This window comes from Streptomyces flavofungini (assembly GCF_030388665.1).
Lineage (GTDB): Bacteria > Actinomycetota > Actinomycetes > Streptomycetales > Streptomycetaceae > Streptomyces > Streptomyces flavofungini_A.
In genome coordinates this window covers 7828805-7846706 of sequence record NZ_CP128846.1, presented here as the reverse complement: position 1 = coordinate 7846706, position 17902 = coordinate 7828805, and the positions used below count along the sequence as shown (strand labels likewise).

The window sequence follows — 17902 nt, the reverse complement described above, 5'->3', positions numbered from 1 at the left end:
GGCCCTTGCCGCGGCTCACCCCGTGCGCCGGATGACCGCCAGATACATCGCGTCCGTCCCGTGCAGGTGCGGCCACAGCTGGACGTCGGGGCCGTCCCCGAGCGCGGGGACGCCGGGCATCAGGTCCCGGGCGTCCACCAGTTCCGCGTCACCCCACTGCTTGAGCACGTCGTCGACGACGGCACGGGTCTCGGCGAGATGCGGCGAGCACGTGGCGTACCCGACGACGCCGCCGACCCGCACCGACTCCAACGCCGTGCGCAACAGGGCGCGTTGCAACGGAGCAAACCCGTCCAGGTCCTCGGGGCGACGCCGCCAGCGCGCCTCGGGCCGACGCCGCAGGGCCCCGAGTCCCGTGCAGGGAACGTCCATCAGGACCCGGTCGAAGCTGCCGGGGCGCCACGGCGGCCGGGTCCCGTCGGCGGCGACGACCTGGTAGGGGCCGGGATTCCCGGCCAGGGCCTGGCCCACGAGGCGGGCCCGGTGCGGCTGCTTCTCGGCGGCGAGGAGCACGGCCCCGCGCTCGGCGGCGAGGCCCGCGAGCATGGCGGCCTTGCCGCCGGGACCCGCGCAGCCGTCGAGCCACTTGCTGTCCGACCCCTCGACGGGGGCGTTCGCGAGTGCGAGCGCGACCAGCTGGCTGCCCTCGTCCTGGACCCCGGCCCGCCCCTCGCGCACCAGCTCGAGGGAGCCGGGCTCGCCGCCCTCGCTGAGCCGCACGGCGTACGGCGACCAGCGGCCCAGAAGCGCCGAGTCCGCGTCGAGCGAGTCGAGGAGTTCGGCGGCCGTGGACCGTCCGGGCCGCGCCACGAGGGTCACCTCGGGCCGCTCGTTGTCGGCCTCCAGCAGGTCCTCGATCCCGGCCCGGCCGCCCCCGAGGGAGTCCCACAGCGAGGAGACGATCCACCGCGGGTGCGAGTGCACGACGGCGAGGTGGTCCTCGGGGTCCTCGTCGTAGGGCGGGGCGACCTTCTCCAGCCAGCCGTCGAGGTCGTCCCGCGCCACCTTCCGCAGCACCGCGTTCACGAACTTGGCCCGCCCGTCGCCGAGCACGACCCGCGCCAGCTCCACCGAAGCGGACACGGCCGCGTGCGACGGGATGCGGGTGCCGAGCAGTTGGTGGACGCCCAGGTTCAGGACGTCGAGGACGGGCGGGTCCACTTCGCGGAGCGGCCGGTCGATGCAGGCCGCGACGATCGCGTCGTACGTACCCTGGCGGCGCAGCGTCCCGTACACCAGCTCCGTGGCGAGTGCCGCGTCCCGCGCGTCGAACTTCTCGGGACCCTCCTGCTCACGGGCCTTGCGCAGCAGCGGCGGCAGCACGAGGTTCGCGTACGCGTCCCGCTCGTCGACGGCCCGCAGCGCCTCGAAGGCGAGGACGCGGACGGGGTCCTTCTGCGGCCGGCGGTACGGCTTGGAGGACTTGCCGGGGTTCCCGGGCCGGCCCTGGGAGGCGGGCCTGCCCTGGCCGGAGGACTTGCCCTGGGTGCGGGGACGCCGGTTCGGCTGGTCGTTCAAAGGTGCTCCGCTGCTGGTGATGGGGCGAACCATGTCAGCGTACGTCGCCCACGCCCGGCCTCCCACTCGCGCCCTCGCGCGCACCCCTCGCAGGCGGCGTCCCCGGCGCATCCCGCGCGGGACCGCATACCTCACGGGACAGCGCATGCCTCCCGGACGGCGCCCCCGGGCCCCCGCAACCCGCGTCAGACGCCGAGTCGCTCCCCGGAAGCGATCCGCACCCCGCGCGCCCAGTCGGCCGCGGCCATCGGCTTCTTGCCCTGCGCCTGCACCCACAGCAGCTCCACGGCGTACGAGCCGGTGCCGACGTACAGGTTCTTCTTGCCCGCCGCGATCTCACCGGGCGCAAGGTCGGTGCGGTCCGGGACGGGCGTGGCCTGGATCAGCTTCAGACGCTCGCCACGGAACACGGTCCACGCGCCGGGCGCGGGCGTGCAGCCGCGGACCACGCGGTCCACCCGGAGCGCGGGCGCCGACCAGTCGATGTGCGCGTCCTCGACGGTGATCTTCGGGGCGAGGCTGACGCCGTCGGCGGGCTGCGGCACGGCCGTCAGCGAGCCGTCCTCGATGCCGTCCATCGTCGCGGCGAGCAGCCCGGCACCCGCGAAGGCGAGCCGGGTCAGGAGGTCGCCGCTGGTGTCCGTGGGCCGGACCTCCTCCGTGACCGTGCCGTACACCGGTCCGGAGTCCAGGCCCTCCTCGATCAGGAAGGTGGAGGCACCGGTGATCTCGTCCCCGGCCATGATCGAGTGCTGCACGGGCGCGGCACCCCGCCAGGCGGGCAGCAGCGAGAAATGCAGGTTGACCCAGCCATGGACGGGGATGTCCAGGGCGGACTTCGGCAGCAGCGCGCCGTAGGCCACGACCGGGCAGCAGTCGGGCGCGATCTCCCGCAGCCGGGCCTGGAACGCCTCGTCACGCGGCTTCGCGGGCTTGAGCACCTCGATCCCGGCCTCCTCCGCGCGCTCGGCCACCGGACTCGCGACCAGCCTGCGGCCGCGGCCCGCGGGCGCGTCGGGGCGGGTGACGACGGCGGCCACCTCGTGCCTGCCGGAGGCGATCAGCGCGTCCAGGGCGGGGACGGCGACCTCGGGGGTGCCTGCGAAGACCAGCTTCACTGGGTGGTACCTCGGTTCTCTGGGGGTCGACGACGGATTCGGGTGGTCGGCGACGCACCAGTCTATGGGCCCTGCCCAGAGGTTTCCCGGGGGCGTACGCATGGGTGTGCGCCCTGCGCATATGCGCATACGCCCCTGGACCGTGACCCCTCACGACGTAGCGCGTTGGGTCAAGAGAAAGTTGACCACAACGGGCCGCACACGCGGCCCGCTCCTCATTGCAGAGCACCACCGACCGCCCACCGCCGCAGCGGAACCGGGACACGGACACCACCCCGCACCCCCCGGCTCCCCACACCCAGCCCGTCCCCACCCGACACCGTCCCCCGCTCCTCCCTTCCCACCCTTCCCTTCCCTTCCCTTCCCTTCCCGCCCCTCCCTTTCCTTCCCCTCCCCTTCAGCCCCCTTCAGCCCCCTTCAGCTCCTTTCATCCCGATCCCTCAACGCCGGTTCGAGAGGCTTGTTCATGGCCGACCACGCAACCCACGACGCCCAGGCACGGGCCAGCCTGCACCTGCTGGTGCGGGACATCGAGCGGGTCCGCCGGCAGGTGGACGCACTGCGCACCCTCACCGCCCAGCTCGGCAACGTCTACCGCCCGCGCCGCTCCAGCCCCTCCGCGGGCTTCGTCGTGTACGGACGCGCTCCCGCCCCGACCGTCCGCCTGGCCCAGGAACTGCGGGACAGCGTCGAGACGCTGGTGACCGCCGCCGTCGACTTCGACCGCTCACTCGGCTTCTCGTGGGACGCGGTGGGCTCCGCGCTCGGCGTCACCAAGCAGGCCGTGCACCGCCGCTACGGCGCACGCCGCACCACGGCCCAGACCACCGCCGAACCCGAGCGCGCCCCCGAGGCGACCACCGCCGCGACCGCCACCACGGCAGCCGCCCCGCCCCGCACGATCCCGGTGGGCGCCCCGCTGCCCTCGGTCCCCGCGGCCCGCACCATGCCGACCCAGCCGTCGGCGGGCAGCCCCGGCCTCCGCGACGACATGCGCCCCGGCGCCTTCCCCGGCCCGCGCAACGGCTGATCGGACGGCGACAGCCTGCCCCCTGCCCACGACGGGCAGGGGGCAGCCGTGCTTCAGGGCCCGCCCGACACCCGCGAACTCACCCCGGCATTCGTCGACCTGGCCCAGCCACCCCCACCGATGCGGAACCCGCTCAGCAGCACCTCAGCAATAGCGCCTCACCCGATATCCGCAGGATCAATCCGCACCCGAACCGCCTCCTGCTGCCCCGCTCCCCGCGCCATCCGCGCGGCCTGCGCCGTCTTCAGGGCCCGGGCGAGCGCCGCGCCACTGCCCGGCGGCACCCGGACGAGAGCCCGCTCCCAGTGTTCGCCGGGGGGCACGTCCCCGGGCCGCCGGGGCCGGCCGGCCGCCATGGCGGCGACGGGCACCGGGCCCAACACCTCGGCGTCCGGAGGCAGTTCGGCGCTGCGGAGGAACTCCGACAGCGCGTCCGGCGCCCCGGTGACCGCCGCCATCCGCGAGACCGGCGGGAACCCCAGCTCGGCCCGCTCGGACAACTCCCGCACCGCGTGCCCCACCGGATCCCACCGCACCAGCGCCTGCACGGGCCGGAGCGTCGGCTCGGCGACGATCACCACCGTGCCGCCCGCGCCCTGGTCGCGTACCAGCGCGGCAGCGCCGATCCACCGCCGCAGGGCCTCCTCGCCCGCGCGCAGATCGGGGCGGCCGAGCATGGCCCAGCCGTCGAGCAGCAGGGCGGCCGCGTAGCCGCCCTCGGCCACGGGCTCCGCGCCCGGGGTGCTCACCACGAGGGCGGGCGCGCCGCCCACCGTGTCCAGGACCTGCTCCCGCCCCGACGTACGCACCGGCACCGCGGGGAAGGCCCGCCCCAGCTCCTCGGCGGTCCGCCGCGCCCCCACCACCTGCGCCCGCAACCGGAACCCGCCGCACTCGGCACAGTGCCAGGCACCCTCGTCCCGCCCGCACCAGGCGCAGCCCAGCGCGCCGCTGTCCCGGGCCTCCAGGGGCCCCGCGCAGTGGCGGCAGCGCGCGGGCTCCCGGCAACGCTCACAGGCCAGACGCGGCACGTACCCGCGCCGGGGCACCTGCACCAGGACCGGCCCGTGCTTCAGGCCTTCGCGGGCGACCTGCCACGCGAGAGTGGGCAGTCGCGCGGCCCGCGCGGCCTCGTCGCGCGCGAGGTCCCCGTCCCCGACGGTCCGCACCAGCGGCGCGGCGCCCCGCACCTGCTCGCGCCCGGCGACCAGCGGCAGCGCCCAGCCACTCTCGACCAACTGGGCGGCCTCGACCGTGCACCCCCAACTGCCCAGCAGGAAACCGCACTTGTCGCGTGCGGCACGCAGCTCCAGGACTTCCCGCACATGGGGGAAGGGAGCGTTGTCGTCGCTGTGGCTCGCGTCGCCGTCGTCCCATACGACGACGAGGCCGAGGTCGCGCACCGGGGCGAACATCGCTGCCCGCGTCCCGACGACGGCCCGCACCGAGCCGCGCCGCACGGCAAGCCACTCCCGATACCGCCGCTCCTGCCCCGCGTCGGCGGTGAGCACGGCGTGCCGCCCCTCCCCCAGCCGCTCCCGCAGGGCCGCGTCGACCCGCGCGGCGGGCCGCCCGGCCGGGACGACGACGAGGGCGCCGCGCCCCGAGGCGAGCGTCGCCTGCACGGCCCGGGCGATCTCGTCGGCCCACTGGGGCCCGGGCAGCGCCGTCCACACGGCGCGGGGTGCGCCACCGGAGGCGAGCGCCGCCACGAACTCCGCACCACGGCCGTACCGCGCCCACGAGCCGGGGTCGGGCGCGGGCGGCGGCGGAGCGGCGGGAGGCGAGGGCCGGGACTCGGCGCGGGCGTGCCGCGGCGGGACGGCCAGCTGCAACACGTCGGCGAGGCTGCCCGCGTACCGGTCGGCGACGGCACGGGCGAGCCCCAAGAGCTCCTGGTCGAGCACGGGCTCCGGCGACACGACCTGCGCGAGCGCGGCCAGCGGCCCGCCGTAGTCCGACTCGGCACACCGCTCGACGAGGAACCCGTCGATGAGCCCGCCCCCCTCACGCCGCCCGTGCCGCACGTTCCGCGCCCCCGCACCGAACCGCACCCGCACCCGCACCCCGGGCTGCGCGGCCTCGTCCAGCTCCGCCGGCACCGCGTAGTCGAAGTACCGGTCGAGATGCAGCACCCCCTTGTCCACCACCACCCGCGCCACCGGCAACTCCTCGGCCAACGCGGCCCCCCGCCACGTACGCGGCTTCGCCTTGGGCACCTTGGCCTTGCGCACGCTGTCCCTGATGAGCGCAAGCTGCTCGGGCTCCACCCCTGCGGGCCCCTCGGAATTCTCGTTCTCGCTGCTCACAGCTGCATTCCTACCAGACGGGTCCGACAGCGCCGACGGCCGAGACGTGCAGGGCCCTCGCCTCGGGCGCCTGGCCGATTTTCGTTTCTCGACACCCGGATCCGGGTCGGCTTCGCTCCGGATGAGGAAACGGGAAACGCTCCATTCGCCTTGTTCGGTTCCGACCGGCTGCCACACGCTGAATCGCGGCGCTCATCGGCCGTCGGCCGGAGAGTGACGGAGGTTGACGTGCTGGAAGAAGCCTGCGATTTCGGACCGGAGTTGCGCCGGAGGCGCCTGTACGCCGGGCTCTCCCTGGAACAGCTCAGTCGGCGTGTGCACTACAGCAAGGCTCAGCTCAGCAAGGTGGAACGCGGACTCAAACGTCCGACGCCCGAACTCGCCCGCCTGTGCGACGCCCAGCTCAAGGCCGACGGCGCCCTCGCCGGTCTGCTCCCGGCCCCTCCGCCCCAGCCGCCCCAGGACAGTCCGGATCACGACAGTGAGGTGTGGTTGATGCACGTGGACAAGGACGGTTCGAGCAGCATCCGAAGGATGACGCGGCGCCGCGCGATCTCCGCGGGAGCCATGTCCGCCTTGGCGCTGCAAACGGGGAGCGCGCCCGTGCAGCCGCCGCCGGACGAGGCGGCCGCCACGGTCGTGGACGCCGCCCGCCTGATCTTCGACCAGCTCCGCCGCCTCGGTCAGTCCTCGGGCCCGACAGGGGTGTTGCCCGCCCTTGTCGCTCAGATCCAGAGCCTGGAGCGGCTGGCCGCCCATGCGGGCTCCCGTACCCGGCGCGATCTGCTCCTCATCGCGTCCCGCTATGCCGAGTACGCGGGGTGGATGGCGCAGGAGTGCGGCAAGGACTCGATGGCCCGCTGGTGGACCACCCGTGCCGTGCACCTGGCCGACGCGGGGGATGACCCGGACATCGCCACCTACTCGTATGTACGACACTCGCTCATCAGCCTGTACCGAGGGGACGTCGCCGAGGCCGGCCAGCTCGCCGAGCGTGCGTTGCGGAGCGACGCGTCGTCCCGCATCCGCGGCCTGGCCGCGCAGCACCTCGCTCAGAGCGCCGCCGTCGCCGGTGAGCACACGGCCTGCATGCACCATCTCGACCGCGCCCGCGTCCTGCTCGCGCGGGACGTGGCGGATCCCGGGCAACCGGTGCTCGGCACCTCGCACCTGCCGGACGTGGTCTCCATGTTCACCGGCTGGTGTCTGTACGACCTGGGCCGCCCCGCTGAGGCCGCGGCCCTGCTCGACAGGGAGACCGCACGCATCCCTGCGCACGCGCTCCGCACGCGGGGACGGCACAACGTCCGGCGCGCCCTCGCCCACGCGGCGGCAGGGGAAGTCGACCACGCCTGCGGGATCGCGGCCGACGCCCTGGCCTCGGTGCGACTCACACGCTCCGCGACGGTGGCCGCCGACCTGCGCCGACTCGCGCACACCCTCGCGCGCCACCGCGGCCGGACAGCGGTGTCCGCGCTCGCACCCGACCTGGCCGTCGCGATCACCGCCACTTCCGCTTCCTAGAGAGGACCAGCCATGCACGAGATCTTCATCAACTACCGGACCAAGGGCGGCAAGGACATCGCCTACAGGTGCGAGGAAGCGCTGTCGGAACGGTTCGGGCCCGACAGCGTCTTCCTCGCCGGCAACGGCATCGGGCTCGGCAGCGATTACACCCAGGCACTGCCTCGGGCCGTGCGCCGAAGCCGGGTACTGCTCGTGATCATCGACGAACAGTGGCTCGACGTTCCGGACCCGAAACGTCCGGGACGGCGAGCTTTAGCCAACGCCCAGGACTGGGTGCGCCGCGAGATCGAGGAGGCCTTCGACTCCGGAGTGCTCGTCGTCCCGCTCCTGGTCGGCCGGCACATGGAACAAATCGATCCGCATCGTCTTCCCAAGTCCATCGAGCAGTTGGCGGTCTGCCAGTACGCACGCCTTCAGTCACGCACCTTTGCCACGGACGTGGCGATCCTGGGCGATCGCCTCGTGCAGCAGGTCCCCGGCCTGGCCGGCATGGACAGCCGGGAGTCCGAGCACGCGCCGGACGTCCCCGAGGGGAACCCCACCGTCCGCAACGACCACCAGAGCGGCGGCATCGGTCACGTCAGCGGCACCTTCGGCACGTTCGTGGGCGAGTCCCACAGTCCGATGCACACCGGCAGCGGCGACATGATCACGCACAAGAACAGCGACGGGACGACCCACGTGGCGGGCGACAACATGGGCGGCATCCACCACGAGCACGGGCAGCGCCACCGTCGTACACGCCGGGACGACGACCGGTGACGGACCACACCGGCACGCACGTGCACGAATCCCACGGCTCGGTCCACAGCGGTGCGGGGAACCAGTACAACTGGTACGTGGCGGCGGCCGAAACCACCTCACGCCTCCGCGACCAGGCGGAGCGACGGCGGCGCACCATCTCCAAGTCCGATCGCCTGCACCTCTACCAGCGCTTCGTGGACCCGCCCCGTTTCACGAGGGCGCGCGACGTGCTGCAAGAGACGCGCACCGCGCTGCTCGACGGCCTGCCCGGCAGTGGGCGACGCACGGCCGCCCTGATGCTGCTGCAGGAACTGCCAGATGGCCGGGGCGATCTGCACGAACTGCCCGACACCCCCGACGACACGACGTCCTCCGCCATCACCGGGCAGGACATCGGCACGGGCGACCGGCTCCTGCTCGACCTGTCCGAAGCGGAGGAGTCCCGGTATGTGGACATCCAGCGGGAGCTGTTCGCGCTCCGGGACCGCCTGTCGGACGCCGACGCCTACTTGGTCGTGGTGCTGCCGCACCACCTCGGCTATCTGCTGCGCGACGACCTCAGACACCTCACCGCGGAAGTGGGCCGTCCGGCGGGGAAACGCGTGCTCGCCCGGCACCTGCGGTGCGAGGGCATCCATCCGACGCCTGCCGAACTGGACAGCCAGGAGCTGGGGACGTACCTGTCCCGCGCCCCTCTGCGGAAGGTGGCGGCGCTCGCGGACAGGATCAGGCAGCACCGCGACGAGGGCGCCGACCACGGCTTCGACCAATGGCTCGCCGCAGCGCTCGCCGACGAGCACGACCAGTCCGCGCGCGTCGCCACGGACATCGCCGGCGAAGGCAGCGGACGCCGTCGGGCGCTGCTCCTCGCGCTGGCGATGTTCCACAACTCGCTCCCGGGCACCGTCCTGCACGCCACGAACAGCCTGCTGAAGGTCCTGAGCCACCCGGACGACGAAACTCCTCGGCTCGACCGCACCGACCTGTACGCGGAGTTCACCGCGGTGCACGCCGAGGTCCGCCCGGACGGTCGGGTCCACTTCGCCCTGCCCGGCTATGCCGACGCCGTGCGCGACCACTTCTGGACCTACATGCCGGACGTCCGACTGCAGCTGCGCAACTGGTTCCACACCTGCATGTCGGCACCGGACCTCGACTCCGACGAGCGGGCGGCAGCGATCCCCCGCTTCGCCGAGCAAGGCCTGCGGTGCCGGCGCCCCGAGGACCTCACATGGCTGGTGGAGAAGTGGACGCGCCCCGACACATTCACACGGTCCGTACCGGATGCGGCTCAGCTCCTGGCGCTCGGCCTGGCCGACGAGCAGCACGGGCGCTACTTCCGGCAGCGGATCTACGACTGGTCGACGGCCGCGGACACCAGCCAGGGACTGGGCCAGGTCCTGGTGCCGGTCTGCTTGGAGGCCATGGCTCTGACACATCCGGATCAGGCTCTGGTGCGCCTCCATCACCTGGCACGCCGGGGAAAGGGCCGGGTCGGGACCGAAGCACGGACAGCGGTGCTGTCCCTCGCCCGCTCCGACAACCGCCTCTACCAACTGATGCTCAGCCGGCTCGGCGCCGGCAGGGAGGGACGCTCAGGGGACACCGACACCCAGCTGTTCCTCACGCTTGCCGATCCCATCCGCCTCATCCGCTCACCACGAGCCCGCACCGTGCTGACCCAGGCTTGGGCCGAGACACTGCGCCGCCCCGACGAGCAGTGGGCCGAGCACGTGTCGCACTGGCTCAGCGCGTGTGTGGAGTACACCGAGCACCGGCTGCACATCCTGGAGGTCCTCGCCGCGGCGAGCGCCTCGGACTGCCGCACCGCAGGCCGCCTCTTCCGGGTCGCGCGCGGGTGGCGGCGGTCACCCGCCCATGATGCTGCCGACCGGGCGGACACCGTCGACCTGCTGCTGCGCGCCATCGACGCCGAGCAAGGCCTCAGTCCTTACGAACGCACTGCCTGAAAGAGAAATCGGGGGTTCTCCATGAGTTCCGGTCAGAAGACGATGACGCTGTTCGTCACCGTCATCCTCGGGCTGATCTTCGTCATCCTGGGCCTGAGTGCGCGCTGGCCGCTCTGGGCCTGGCCCACCACGGCAACGGTCCTGCTGGTCATCGCGGCCGTCACGCACAGCGTCCTCATCCGCGGCGCCCACGCCCCCGCCCTCGTCCCGCTGGCCGAACCGGCCCCGGAGCTCTTCGTGGCCGAGCGCCCTGAGCGGCGCGTCACGCGTGTGGCCCTGCCGAGCGCGGCTCGCGACTACGACTTCCTGTTCTCCGCGACGGTGTCATGGAGCGAGCTGGAGGCTCCCCCGGACGCTCCGGCGATCGACGCGGGAGGACTGGCCGTGAACGCCGTGCTCCAGCGCGCCCGAGCCCTCACCGAACAGCAGCAGCCCACCCACAGTGCGTACGTGCAGCATCAGCTGGACGGGGCGCTGGGCACGATGCGGGCGGACTCCAGCAACCGGGTCCTGGCGATGGCTCAGGACGTCTCCCTGGCCCTGTCCGACCTCGACCGTGAACGCCTGTCCAAGCTTTCCAACGTCCGCAAGGACGAGGACGTGTGGGAGCACGAACGCAACTACGAGCGCAGCAAGCGCGCCTATCTCGGCGACGACGTGCTGAAGGACGCGGGCAGCGCCGTGGTGTGGTGGCTGTCCCGCAACGACCAGGAGGTCGAGGCCACCGTGGACCGGATCGGTCTGCTGACCCGCTTGTCCGCCGCCGCGAACAACGACACCGTCGAGTCGCCCTTCGAGCACCTGATGTCGCCGTACGCGCCAGCCGACGGCCCCGGTGAGCAGCGGTTCATTTCCCGTCACCAGCGCGACTCGATGCCGTACATCGATGATGGGGAAGGGGCCACCCCGGCGGACAGCGACTCCCTCGACACCTTTCTGGCGTGGGTCGGCTTCGCGTCCGACGACCCGGAGGTCGACATCTTCGCCCAACGGCTCCTCAACCTCGCCCGCATCCACGGCAAGGACCACGTCGTCGATGCTCTGCGCCGACGCCTCGGCCACGATGAACCGGAGGGAACCGACGACGGTACGTCGGGGCTCGGGGACTCCCCCTTCTGACACGACAAGTGACACGGCAAGAGGCCCGGTGCCCCCACAGGGGTCACCGGGCCTCCAGAGGCTGGACGCCTGCTGTCAGCCCTACAGGCCCACAGCCTTCCGCAGCGCCTCCACCCGGTCCGTCCGCTCCCACGTGAAGTCGGGGACGGCGCGGCCGAAGTGGCCGTACGCGGCGGTCTGGGAGTAGATCGGGCGCAGCAGGTCCAGGTCGCGGATGATCGCGGCCGGGCGGAGGTCGAAGACGTCTCCGATGGCGGCCTCGATCTTGTCCGTGTCGACCTTGGCGGTACCGAAGGTCTCGACGAACAGGCCCACCGGCTCGGCCTTGCCGATCGCGTAGGCCACCTGGACCTCGCAGCGGGCGGCGAGGCCCGCGGCGACGACGTTCTTGGCGACCCAGCGCATGGCGTAGGCGGCCGAGCGGTCGACCTTGGACGGGTCCTTGCCGGAGAAGGCGCCGCCGCCGTGGCGGGCCATGCCGCCGTAGGTGTCGATGATGATCTTGCGGCCGGTCAGGCCCGCGTCGCCCATCGGGCCGCCGATCTCGAAGCGGCCGGTGGGGTTCACCAGGAGGCGGTAGCCCTCGGTCTCCAGCTTGATGCCGTCGTCGAGGAGCGCCTTCAGCTCCGGCTCGACCACGAATTCGCGGATGTCGGGGGCGAGGAGGGAGTCCAGGTCGATGTCCGACGCGTGCTGCGAGGAGACGACGACGGTGTCGAGGCGGACGGCCTTGTCGCCGTCGTACTCGATGGTGACCTGGGTCTTGCCGTCGGGGCGCAGGTAGGGGATGGTGCCGTTCTTACGGACCTCGGACAGGCGCCGGGAAAGGCGGTGCGCGAGGTGGATCGGCAGCGGCATCAGCTCGGGCGTCTCGTCGCAGGCGTAGCCGAACATCAGGCCCTGGTCGCCCGCGCCCTGCTTGTCGAGCTCGTCCTCGTCGCCTTCGACCCGCTGCTCGTACGCGGTGTCGACACCCTGAGCGATGTCCGGGGACTGGGCCCCGATGGACACCGACACGCCACAGGAGGCGCCGTCGAAGCCCTTCTTCGAGGAGTCGTAGCCGATCTCGAGGATCTTGTCGCGCACGAGCTGGGCGATCGGCGCGTACGCCTTCGTCGTGACCTCACCGGCGACGTGCACGAGGCCCGTGGTGATGAGCGTTTCGACGGCGACCCTGGAGGTCGGGTCCTCGCGCAGAAGCGCGTCGAGGATGGTGTCGCTGATCTGGTCGGCGATCTTGTCGGGGTGACCCTCGGTCACGGACTCCGAGGTGAAGAGACGGCGGGACACATCGCTCCCTGTGGTTGCAGCGGCTGCTGGCTGATCATTGGTGGACGGGCCGAGAGCTGCGCTCGGCGTCGTCCTCGACCAGTTTATCGGTCGCACTCCCCCGCGCGGTCACCTGTCTCGCCACATGGAGCCCTGTGACCTGCGGCACTGCATTGTGCGATACGACGATCGGTCTCCACCAGAGGGCCTGCCGCCCGAATTCGCGGGGTTTGAGCCCTCCACTGGGGCGAAAGTGATGTTCGCCCCAGTTTCCGGCGTGGGTACCACCGGTTCACGCCAGTCGCTGAACCACCAGGTCCCAGATCGTGTCCGCCAGGTCTTCCTTCGGCCCGTACGGCACCGGGGTCTCACTGCCATCGGCGCCGAGCACGATCGCCTCGTTCTGCTCAGAGCCGAATGTCTTGCGCTCGCCGACTTCGTTCACTACGAGAAGGTCGCAGCCCTTGCGGGCGAGCTTGGCCCGTCCGTTGGCGAGGACGTCGTCCGTCTCGGCGGCGAACCCGACGACGACCTGGCCGGCGCGGGGCCGCTCGCCCGCGATCTCGGCCAGGATGTCCGGATTGCGGACGAGGTTGATCGAGGGTGGGGCCTCGCCGTCCTTCTTCTTGATCTTTCCGGTGGCGTACGTCTCGGGGCGGAAGTCGGCCACGGCGGCGGCCATCACCACCGCGTCGGCGTCGGCAGCGGCCTTCAGGACGGCCTCGCGGAGTTGCACGGCGGTGCCGACGGGCACGATGTCGACGCCCGCCGGGTCCGGCAGGGCGGTGTTCGCCGCGAGGAGGGTGACGCGGGCGCCGCGGGCCGCCGCGCTGCGGGCGAGCGCGTAGCCCTGCTTGCCGGAGGAGCGGTTGCCGAGGAAGCGCACGGGGTCCAGGGGCTCGCGGGTGCCGCCTGCGCTGACGACGACGTGCCGTCCGGCGAGGTCCTGCGCGGGCTTGCCGCCGCGGGCGAGGACGCGGCGAACGACCTCGAAGAGCTCGGCGGGCTCCGGGAAGCGGCCCTTGCCGGTGTCGACGCCGGTGAGGCGGCCGACGGCGGGCTCGACGACGAGGGCGCCGCGGCGGCGCAGGGTGGCCACGTTCTCCTGGGTGGCGGGGTGCTCCCACATCTCCGTGTGCATGGCCGGGGCGAAGACGACCGGGCAGCGGGCGGTGAGGAGCGTGTTCGTGAGCAGGTCGTCGGCCAGGCCGTGGGCGGCCTTGGCGAGCATGTCGGCGGTGGCGGGCGCGACGATCACGAGGTCGGCGTGCTGCCCGATCCGCACGTGCGGCACCTCGTGGACGTCGGACCAGACCTCCGTGGAGACGGGGTGGCCCGAGAGCGCCGACCAGGTCGCGGCGCCGACGAAGTGCAGCGCGGACTCGGTGGGGACGACGCGCACGTCGTGTCCGGACTCGGTGAGCCTGCGCAGCAGCTCGCACGCCTTGTAGGCGGCGATCCCACCACTGACCCCCAGAACGACCTTCGGCTTGTCCGCCTTGTCCACCGTGCCTCCCCGCACTCGAAAACGTACGACTCCATGACACACCACGGGCCCGGCAGGTGCTCTGCCGGGCCCGTGGTGAAGGACTGCGTGCTTACTGCGCGGGGGCCTCGACGGCCTCGGACGTCAGCAGACCCGCGTTGATCTCGCGGAGCGCGATCGACAGCGGCTTCTCGTGGACGTGGGTGTCCACCAGCGGGCCGACGTACTCCAGGAGGCCCTCGCCGAGCTGCGAGTAGTACGCGTTGATCTGACGGGCGCGCTTGGCGGCGTAGATCACGAGGCTGTACTTCGAGTCGGTGGCCTCGAGCAGCTCATCAATCGGCGGGTTGATGATGCCCTCGGGCGCGGTGATGGAAGAGGACACGCTCTGCCTTCCGAAAGGTGGACGGTGAAGATGGTGAATTCGGTTGTTGAATTCGCGTAGAAGATCAAACAACCTTCATCAAGGCTAGCAGCTCGCGCGCCACGTCCTCGACGGAGGTGTTGACGAGGGTCACGTCGAACTCGGACTCCGCGGCCAGTTCCACCCGGGCGGCCTCGAGCCTGCGCTCGATGACGTCGGGCGACTCCGTGCCCCGGCCGGTGAGCCGGCGCACCAGCTCCTCCCAGCTCGGCGGCGCGAGGAAGACCAGCTGGCCCTCCGGCATCGACTCGCGCACCAGGCGGGCACCCTGCAGATCGATCTCGAGCAGGACGGGAACGCCCGCCTCCAGGTGCTCGATGACCGCCTTGCGGGGCGTGCCGTAGCGATTGCCCGCGAATTCGGCCCACTCCAGGAGCTCGCCGTTGGCGATCAGCTTGTCCATCTCGTCGTCGGAGACGAAGAAGTACTGCACGCCGTGACGCTCGCCGGGGCGCGGCTTGCGGGTCGTCGCCGAGACCGAGAGCCAGACCTCGGGGTGTTCCTTGCGCATATGGGCGACGACCGTGCTCTTGCCGACCCCGGAGGGGCCGGAGAGCACGGTCAGCCGCGGACGTACGTCCGGGGGTACGGGGGTCGTCCCCCGGGGTGAAGCAGCCATGCAGCGATTATCCAGCCTCTTGGGACTGCCTGAGACCAGGAGCCCCGGGAAGCCTGAGACCGTCAGGCCCCGCTGCCGCCGAACTCGCGCTCGAGAGACGCGATCTGGTTGGAGCCGAGCCCGCGCACGCGGCGGCTCTCGGAAATGCCGAGGCGCTCCATGATCTGCTTGGCGCGGACCTTGCCCACGCCCGGCAGGGACTCCAGGAGAGCGGAGACCTTCATCTTGCCGATGACGTCGTTCTCCTGGCCCTGCTTGATGACCTCGTGAAGCGAGGCGCCGGAGTGCTTGAGTCGATTCTTGACCTCGGCCCGCTCCCGGCGAGCCGCGGCGGCCTTTTCGAGCGCGGCTGCGCGCTGTTCAGGGGTAAGGGGCGGAAGAGCCACGCCTACGTCACCTCGGATGTCGAACTGTCGGATACGGACCGGTGAGGAACCTAGTCGCCCCACACCAGGGGAGCAACGTGCAACGCGCTTGCCCGTTGTCCCCCACTACCTCAAAGGTGTGGGGGGTGCCCCCACTCGTCGGAGACTAGCGGCCATGGCCGCCGGAGTCAGCGAGAACAGACGAAAAGTCCTGGTCAGCCTCCACTGAGCCCGACATTTCAGGCATTTCACCCCTGTTTTGGCCGGGTGTCGCGTAAGCAACGCGTCAGTTCTGCGCGCGCACGCCCTCCTCGGCGTCTTCCGGAAACGCGGATCCGCACCCGGAAAAGCCTTTCTGCCCCGCCGACGTGCACGCTCTCGGCGAAAGAAGTGGCGAAAGAAGTCCGAGACCTCGTGCCGGGACCCGCCGAGCCCCGCCGAGTCCTACGCCGCGTCCACCGCGGATCGCACCTCGTCCGCGAACCGCGCCGCCGCGTCCCGCAGCGCGCCCGCCCCGGGCCCCGCCTTCAGGACGCCCCGGCTGACGTTCGGCACAACGTTGCGCACGGCCGCGCCGAAGACCCGGGGAAGGTCGGCCGGGGTCGCGCCCTGCGCACCGATGCCGGGCGCGAGCAGCGGCCCGTTGATGTCGAGCTCGAACGTCGACAGGTCCCCGAGCGTGGCCCCGACGACGGCTCCGTAGGAGCCCATGGGCGCCGCCCCGGCGTTCTCGACCGCGAGGTGCCCGAGCATGGTGGCCCCGATGCTCCGGCCGTCCTCGCGCACGGCGCGCTGCACCTCGGCGCCCTCCGGGTTGGAGGTGAGGGCGAGCACGAACAGGCCCGCGCCGCTCTCCCGCGCGAGGTCCACGGCGGGCTTCAGGGAGCCGTAGCCCAGGTAGGGCGAGACGGTCAGGGCGTCCGAGAAGAGCGGGGCGTCCTTGCGCAGATAGGTCTCGGCGTACGCGGCCATGGTCGAGCCGATGTCACCGCGCTTGGCGTCCATGACGACCAGGCCGCCCGCCGCGCGCAGGTCCGCGACCGCCCGCTCCAGGACGGCGACGCCCCGCGAGCCGAAGCGCTCGAAGAACGCCGACTGCGGCTTGAAGACGGCGACCTGGTCGGCCAGCGCGTCGACGACGGTGCGCGTGAAGGACTCCAGGCCCTGGATGTCGTCGTTCAGGCCCCAGGCGGCGAGCAGGGAGGCGTGCGGGTCGATGCCGACGCACAGCGGGCCGCGGGTGTCCATGGCGTGGCGCAGCCGGGCGCCGAAGGGTTCCTGGGGGCTCATGCGGCGGGGGCCTTCCGGGTGTCGGCGCCGACGGCTTCGGCGAGCGTGGCGTACGGGGAGGTGGCGAGGCGGGCGGCGAGGCCCTTGTGGATCCCGCGCGCCCAGAACGGGCCCTCGTAGATGAAGGCGCTGTAGCCCTGCACCAGCGTGGCGCCCGCGAGGATGCGCTGCCAGGCGTCCTCGGCGTTCTCGACGCCGCCGACACCCACGAGGGTGATCCGGTCGCCCACGCGCGCGTAGAGGCGGCGCAGGACCTCCAGGGAGCGCTCCTTGAGGGGCGCGCCGGAGAGGCCCCCGGTCTCGGCGTACAGCTCCGGGTCGGAGGTGAGTCCGAGGCCCTCGCGCGCGATGGTGGTGTTCGTGGCGATGATGCCGTCCAGGCCGAGGTCCACGGCGAGGTCGGCGACGGCGTCGATGTCCTCGTCGGCGAGGTCGGGCGCGATCTTCACGAGCAGCGGGACGCGGCGGCCCTCGACGCTGCGGTCGGCGGCCTCACGGACGGCGCTGAGCAGGGGGCGCAGCGACTCGGTGGCCTGGAGGTCGCGCAGGCCGGGCGTGTTCGGCGAGGAGACGTTCACGACCAGGTAGTCGGCGTGGCGGGCCAGACGCTCAGCGGATTTCACGTAGTCGGCGACGGCCTCGGCCTCGGGCACGACCTTGGTTTTGCCGATGTTGACGCCGACGACGGTCCTGAAGACGGGCGTGCGGGCCGCCAGGCGGGCCGCCACGGCCGCGGAACCCTCGTTGTTGAAGCCCATGCGGTTGATGAGCGCGCGGTCCGGCACGAGGCGGAAGAGGCGCTTCTTGGGGTTGCCGGGCTGCGGCTCGCCCGTGACCGTGCCGATCTCGACGTGGTCGAAGCCGAGCATGGCCATGCCGTCGATGGCGACGGCGTTCTTGTCGAACCCGGCGGCGAGCCCGAAGGGGCCGTGCATGCGCAGGCCGAGGGCCTCGGTGCGCAGCTCCTTGTGGCGCGGGGCGAGGGCGGCGGCGACGAACGTGCGCAGGACGGGGACGCGGGCGGCGAGGCGGATCCAGCGGAAGGCCAGGTGGTGGGCCCGCTCGGGGTCCATCCGCTGGAAGATCAGGCGGAAGAAGAGTGCGTACATGGGGG

At 72.1% G+C, this 17902-nt stretch carries 15 protein-coding genes; 5 read left to right on the top strand and 10 right to left on the bottom strand.

The annotated features are described in order from the left end of the window. Window positions 1–15: 15 nt before the first annotated feature. Window positions 16–1518 (bottom strand): RsmB/NOP family class I SAM-dependent RNA methyltransferase, encoded by a 1503-nt coding sequence (locus QUY26_RS33785; RefSeq protein ID WP_289953524.1) that lies wholly within the window; start codon window positions 1516–1518, stop codon window positions 16–18. Between the two features lie 185 nt (window positions 1519–1703). Then, on the bottom strand, window positions 1704–2636 hold the full coding sequence (fmt, locus tag QUY26_RS33780) for a methionyl-tRNA formyltransferase (protein WP_289953523.1): 933 nt from the start codon (window positions 2634–2636) through the stop codon (window positions 1704–1706). Window positions 2637–3102: 466 nt separating this feature from the next. Here fmt and QUY26_RS33775 point away from each other — a divergent pair, with 466 nt between their 5' ends. Continuing rightward, window positions 3103–3666 (top strand): hypothetical protein, encoded by a 564-nt coding sequence (locus QUY26_RS33775; RefSeq protein WP_289953522.1) that lies wholly within the window; start codon window positions 3103–3105, stop codon window positions 3664–3666. A 158-nt stretch (window positions 3667–3824) separates the two neighbouring features. Here QUY26_RS33775 and QUY26_RS33770 read toward each other — a convergent pair whose 3' ends face one another. Beyond that, complete coding sequence (locus QUY26_RS33770; RefSeq protein WP_289953521.1) at window positions 3825–5975, bottom strand: primosomal protein N'; 2151 nt, start codon at window positions 5973–5975, stop codon at window positions 3825–3827. Window positions 5976–6203: 228 nt separating this feature from the next. Here QUY26_RS33770 and QUY26_RS33765 point away from each other — a divergent pair, with 228 nt between their 5' ends. From QUY26_RS33765 to QUY26_RS33750, 4 genes are read left to right on the top strand one after another with little or no spacing between them, the layout of a single operon-like run. Next, window positions 6204–7499: a helix-turn-helix domain-containing protein gene (locus QUY26_RS33765; protein WP_289953520.1), complete on the top strand. Its 1296-nt coding sequence runs from the start codon at window positions 6204–6206 to the stop codon at window positions 7497–7499. A 12-nt stretch (window positions 7500–7511) separates the two neighbouring features. Then, on the top strand, window positions 7512–8264 hold the full coding sequence (locus tag QUY26_RS33760; protein WP_289953519.1) for a TIR domain-containing protein: 753 nt from the start codon (window positions 7512–7514) through the stop codon (window positions 8262–8264). Beyond that, entirely contained in the window at window positions 8261–10216 is a 1956-nt protein-coding gene (locus QUY26_RS33755; RefSeq protein ID WP_289953518.1) for an ABC transporter substrate-binding protein, read from the top strand. The genes QUY26_RS33760 and QUY26_RS33755 overlap by 4 nt, the downstream gene beginning before the upstream one ends. Window positions 10217–10237: 21 nt before the next feature. Then, complete coding sequence (locus QUY26_RS33750; protein WP_289953517.1) at window positions 10238–11335, top strand: hypothetical protein; 1098 nt, start codon at window positions 10238–10240, stop codon at window positions 11333–11335. An 81-nt stretch (window positions 11336–11416) separates the two neighbouring features. Here the strand turns inward: QUY26_RS33750 and metK are convergent, their stop codons facing one another. The 7 genes from metK to QUY26_RS33715 form a co-directional block, all read right to left on the bottom strand. Then, window positions 11417–12625, bottom strand: a complete 1209-nt coding sequence (metK, locus tag QUY26_RS33745; protein WP_289953516.1) for a methionine adenosyltransferase — start codon at window positions 12623–12625, stop codon at window positions 11417–11419. A gap of 271 nt (window positions 12626–12896) precedes the next feature. Continuing rightward, window positions 12897–14111: a bifunctional phosphopantothenoylcysteine decarboxylase/phosphopantothenate--cysteine ligase CoaBC gene (gene coaBC, locus QUY26_RS33740; protein ID WP_289953515.1), complete on the bottom strand. Its 1215-nt coding sequence runs from the start codon at window positions 14109–14111 to the stop codon at window positions 12897–12899. Between the two features lie 91 nt (window positions 14112–14202). Beyond that, a complete protein-coding gene (gene rpoZ, locus QUY26_RS33735; protein WP_030360466.1) occupies window positions 14203–14475 on the bottom strand; it encodes a DNA-directed RNA polymerase subunit omega in 273 nt (90 codons plus the stop codon). Window positions 14476–14539: 64 nt separating this feature from the next. Then, the gene (gene gmk, locus QUY26_RS33730; RefSeq protein ID WP_289953514.1) at window positions 14540–15133 is read right to left on the bottom strand and encodes a guanylate kinase; all 594 of its coding nucleotides are present in this window, start codon (window positions 15131–15133) and stop codon (window positions 14540–14542) included. Between the two features lie 62 nt (window positions 15134–15195). Further along, complete coding sequence (locus QUY26_RS33725) at window positions 15196–15519, bottom strand: integration host factor (RefSeq protein WP_016638838.1); 324 nt, start codon at window positions 15517–15519, stop codon at window positions 15196–15198. Window positions 15520–15942: 423 nt separating this feature from the next. Then, entirely contained in the window at window positions 15943–16788 is an 846-nt protein-coding gene (gene pyrF, locus QUY26_RS33720; protein WP_289953513.1) for an orotidine-5'-phosphate decarboxylase, read from the bottom strand. Continuing rightward, on the bottom strand, window positions 16785–17897 hold the full coding sequence (locus tag QUY26_RS33715; RefSeq protein WP_289953512.1) for a quinone-dependent dihydroorotate dehydrogenase: 1113 nt from the start codon (window positions 17895–17897) through the stop codon (window positions 16785–16787). The genes pyrF and QUY26_RS33715 overlap by 4 nt, the downstream gene beginning before the upstream one ends. Window positions 17898–17902: the final 5 nt, after the last annotated feature.

Excerpts from the sequence above, each read along its gene's own strand:
- QUY26_RS33775 (WP_289953522.1), top strand. The coding sequence starts at position 3,103 with ATGGCCGACCACGCAACCCACGACGCCCAGGCACGGGCCAGCCTGCAC.
- gmk (WP_289953514.1), bottom strand. The coding sequence starts at position 15,133 with ATGGCTGCTTCACCCCGGGGGACGACCCCCGTACCCCCGGACGTACGT.
- QUY26_RS33750 (WP_289953517.1), top strand. The coding sequence starts at position 10,238 with ATGAGTTCCGGTCAGAAGACGATGACGCTGTTCGTCACCGTCATCCTC.
- pyrF (WP_289953513.1), bottom strand. The coding sequence starts at position 16,788 with ATGAGCCCCCAGGAACCCTTCGGCGCCCGGCTGCGCCACGCCATGGAC.
- QUY26_RS33760 (WP_289953519.1), top strand. The coding sequence starts at position 7,512 with ATGCACGAGATCTTCATCAACTACCGGACCAAGGGCGGCAAGGACATC.
- QUY26_RS33715 (WP_289953512.1), bottom strand. The coding sequence starts at position 17,897 with ATGTACGCACTCTTCTTCCGCCTGATCTTCCAGCGGATGGACCCCGAG.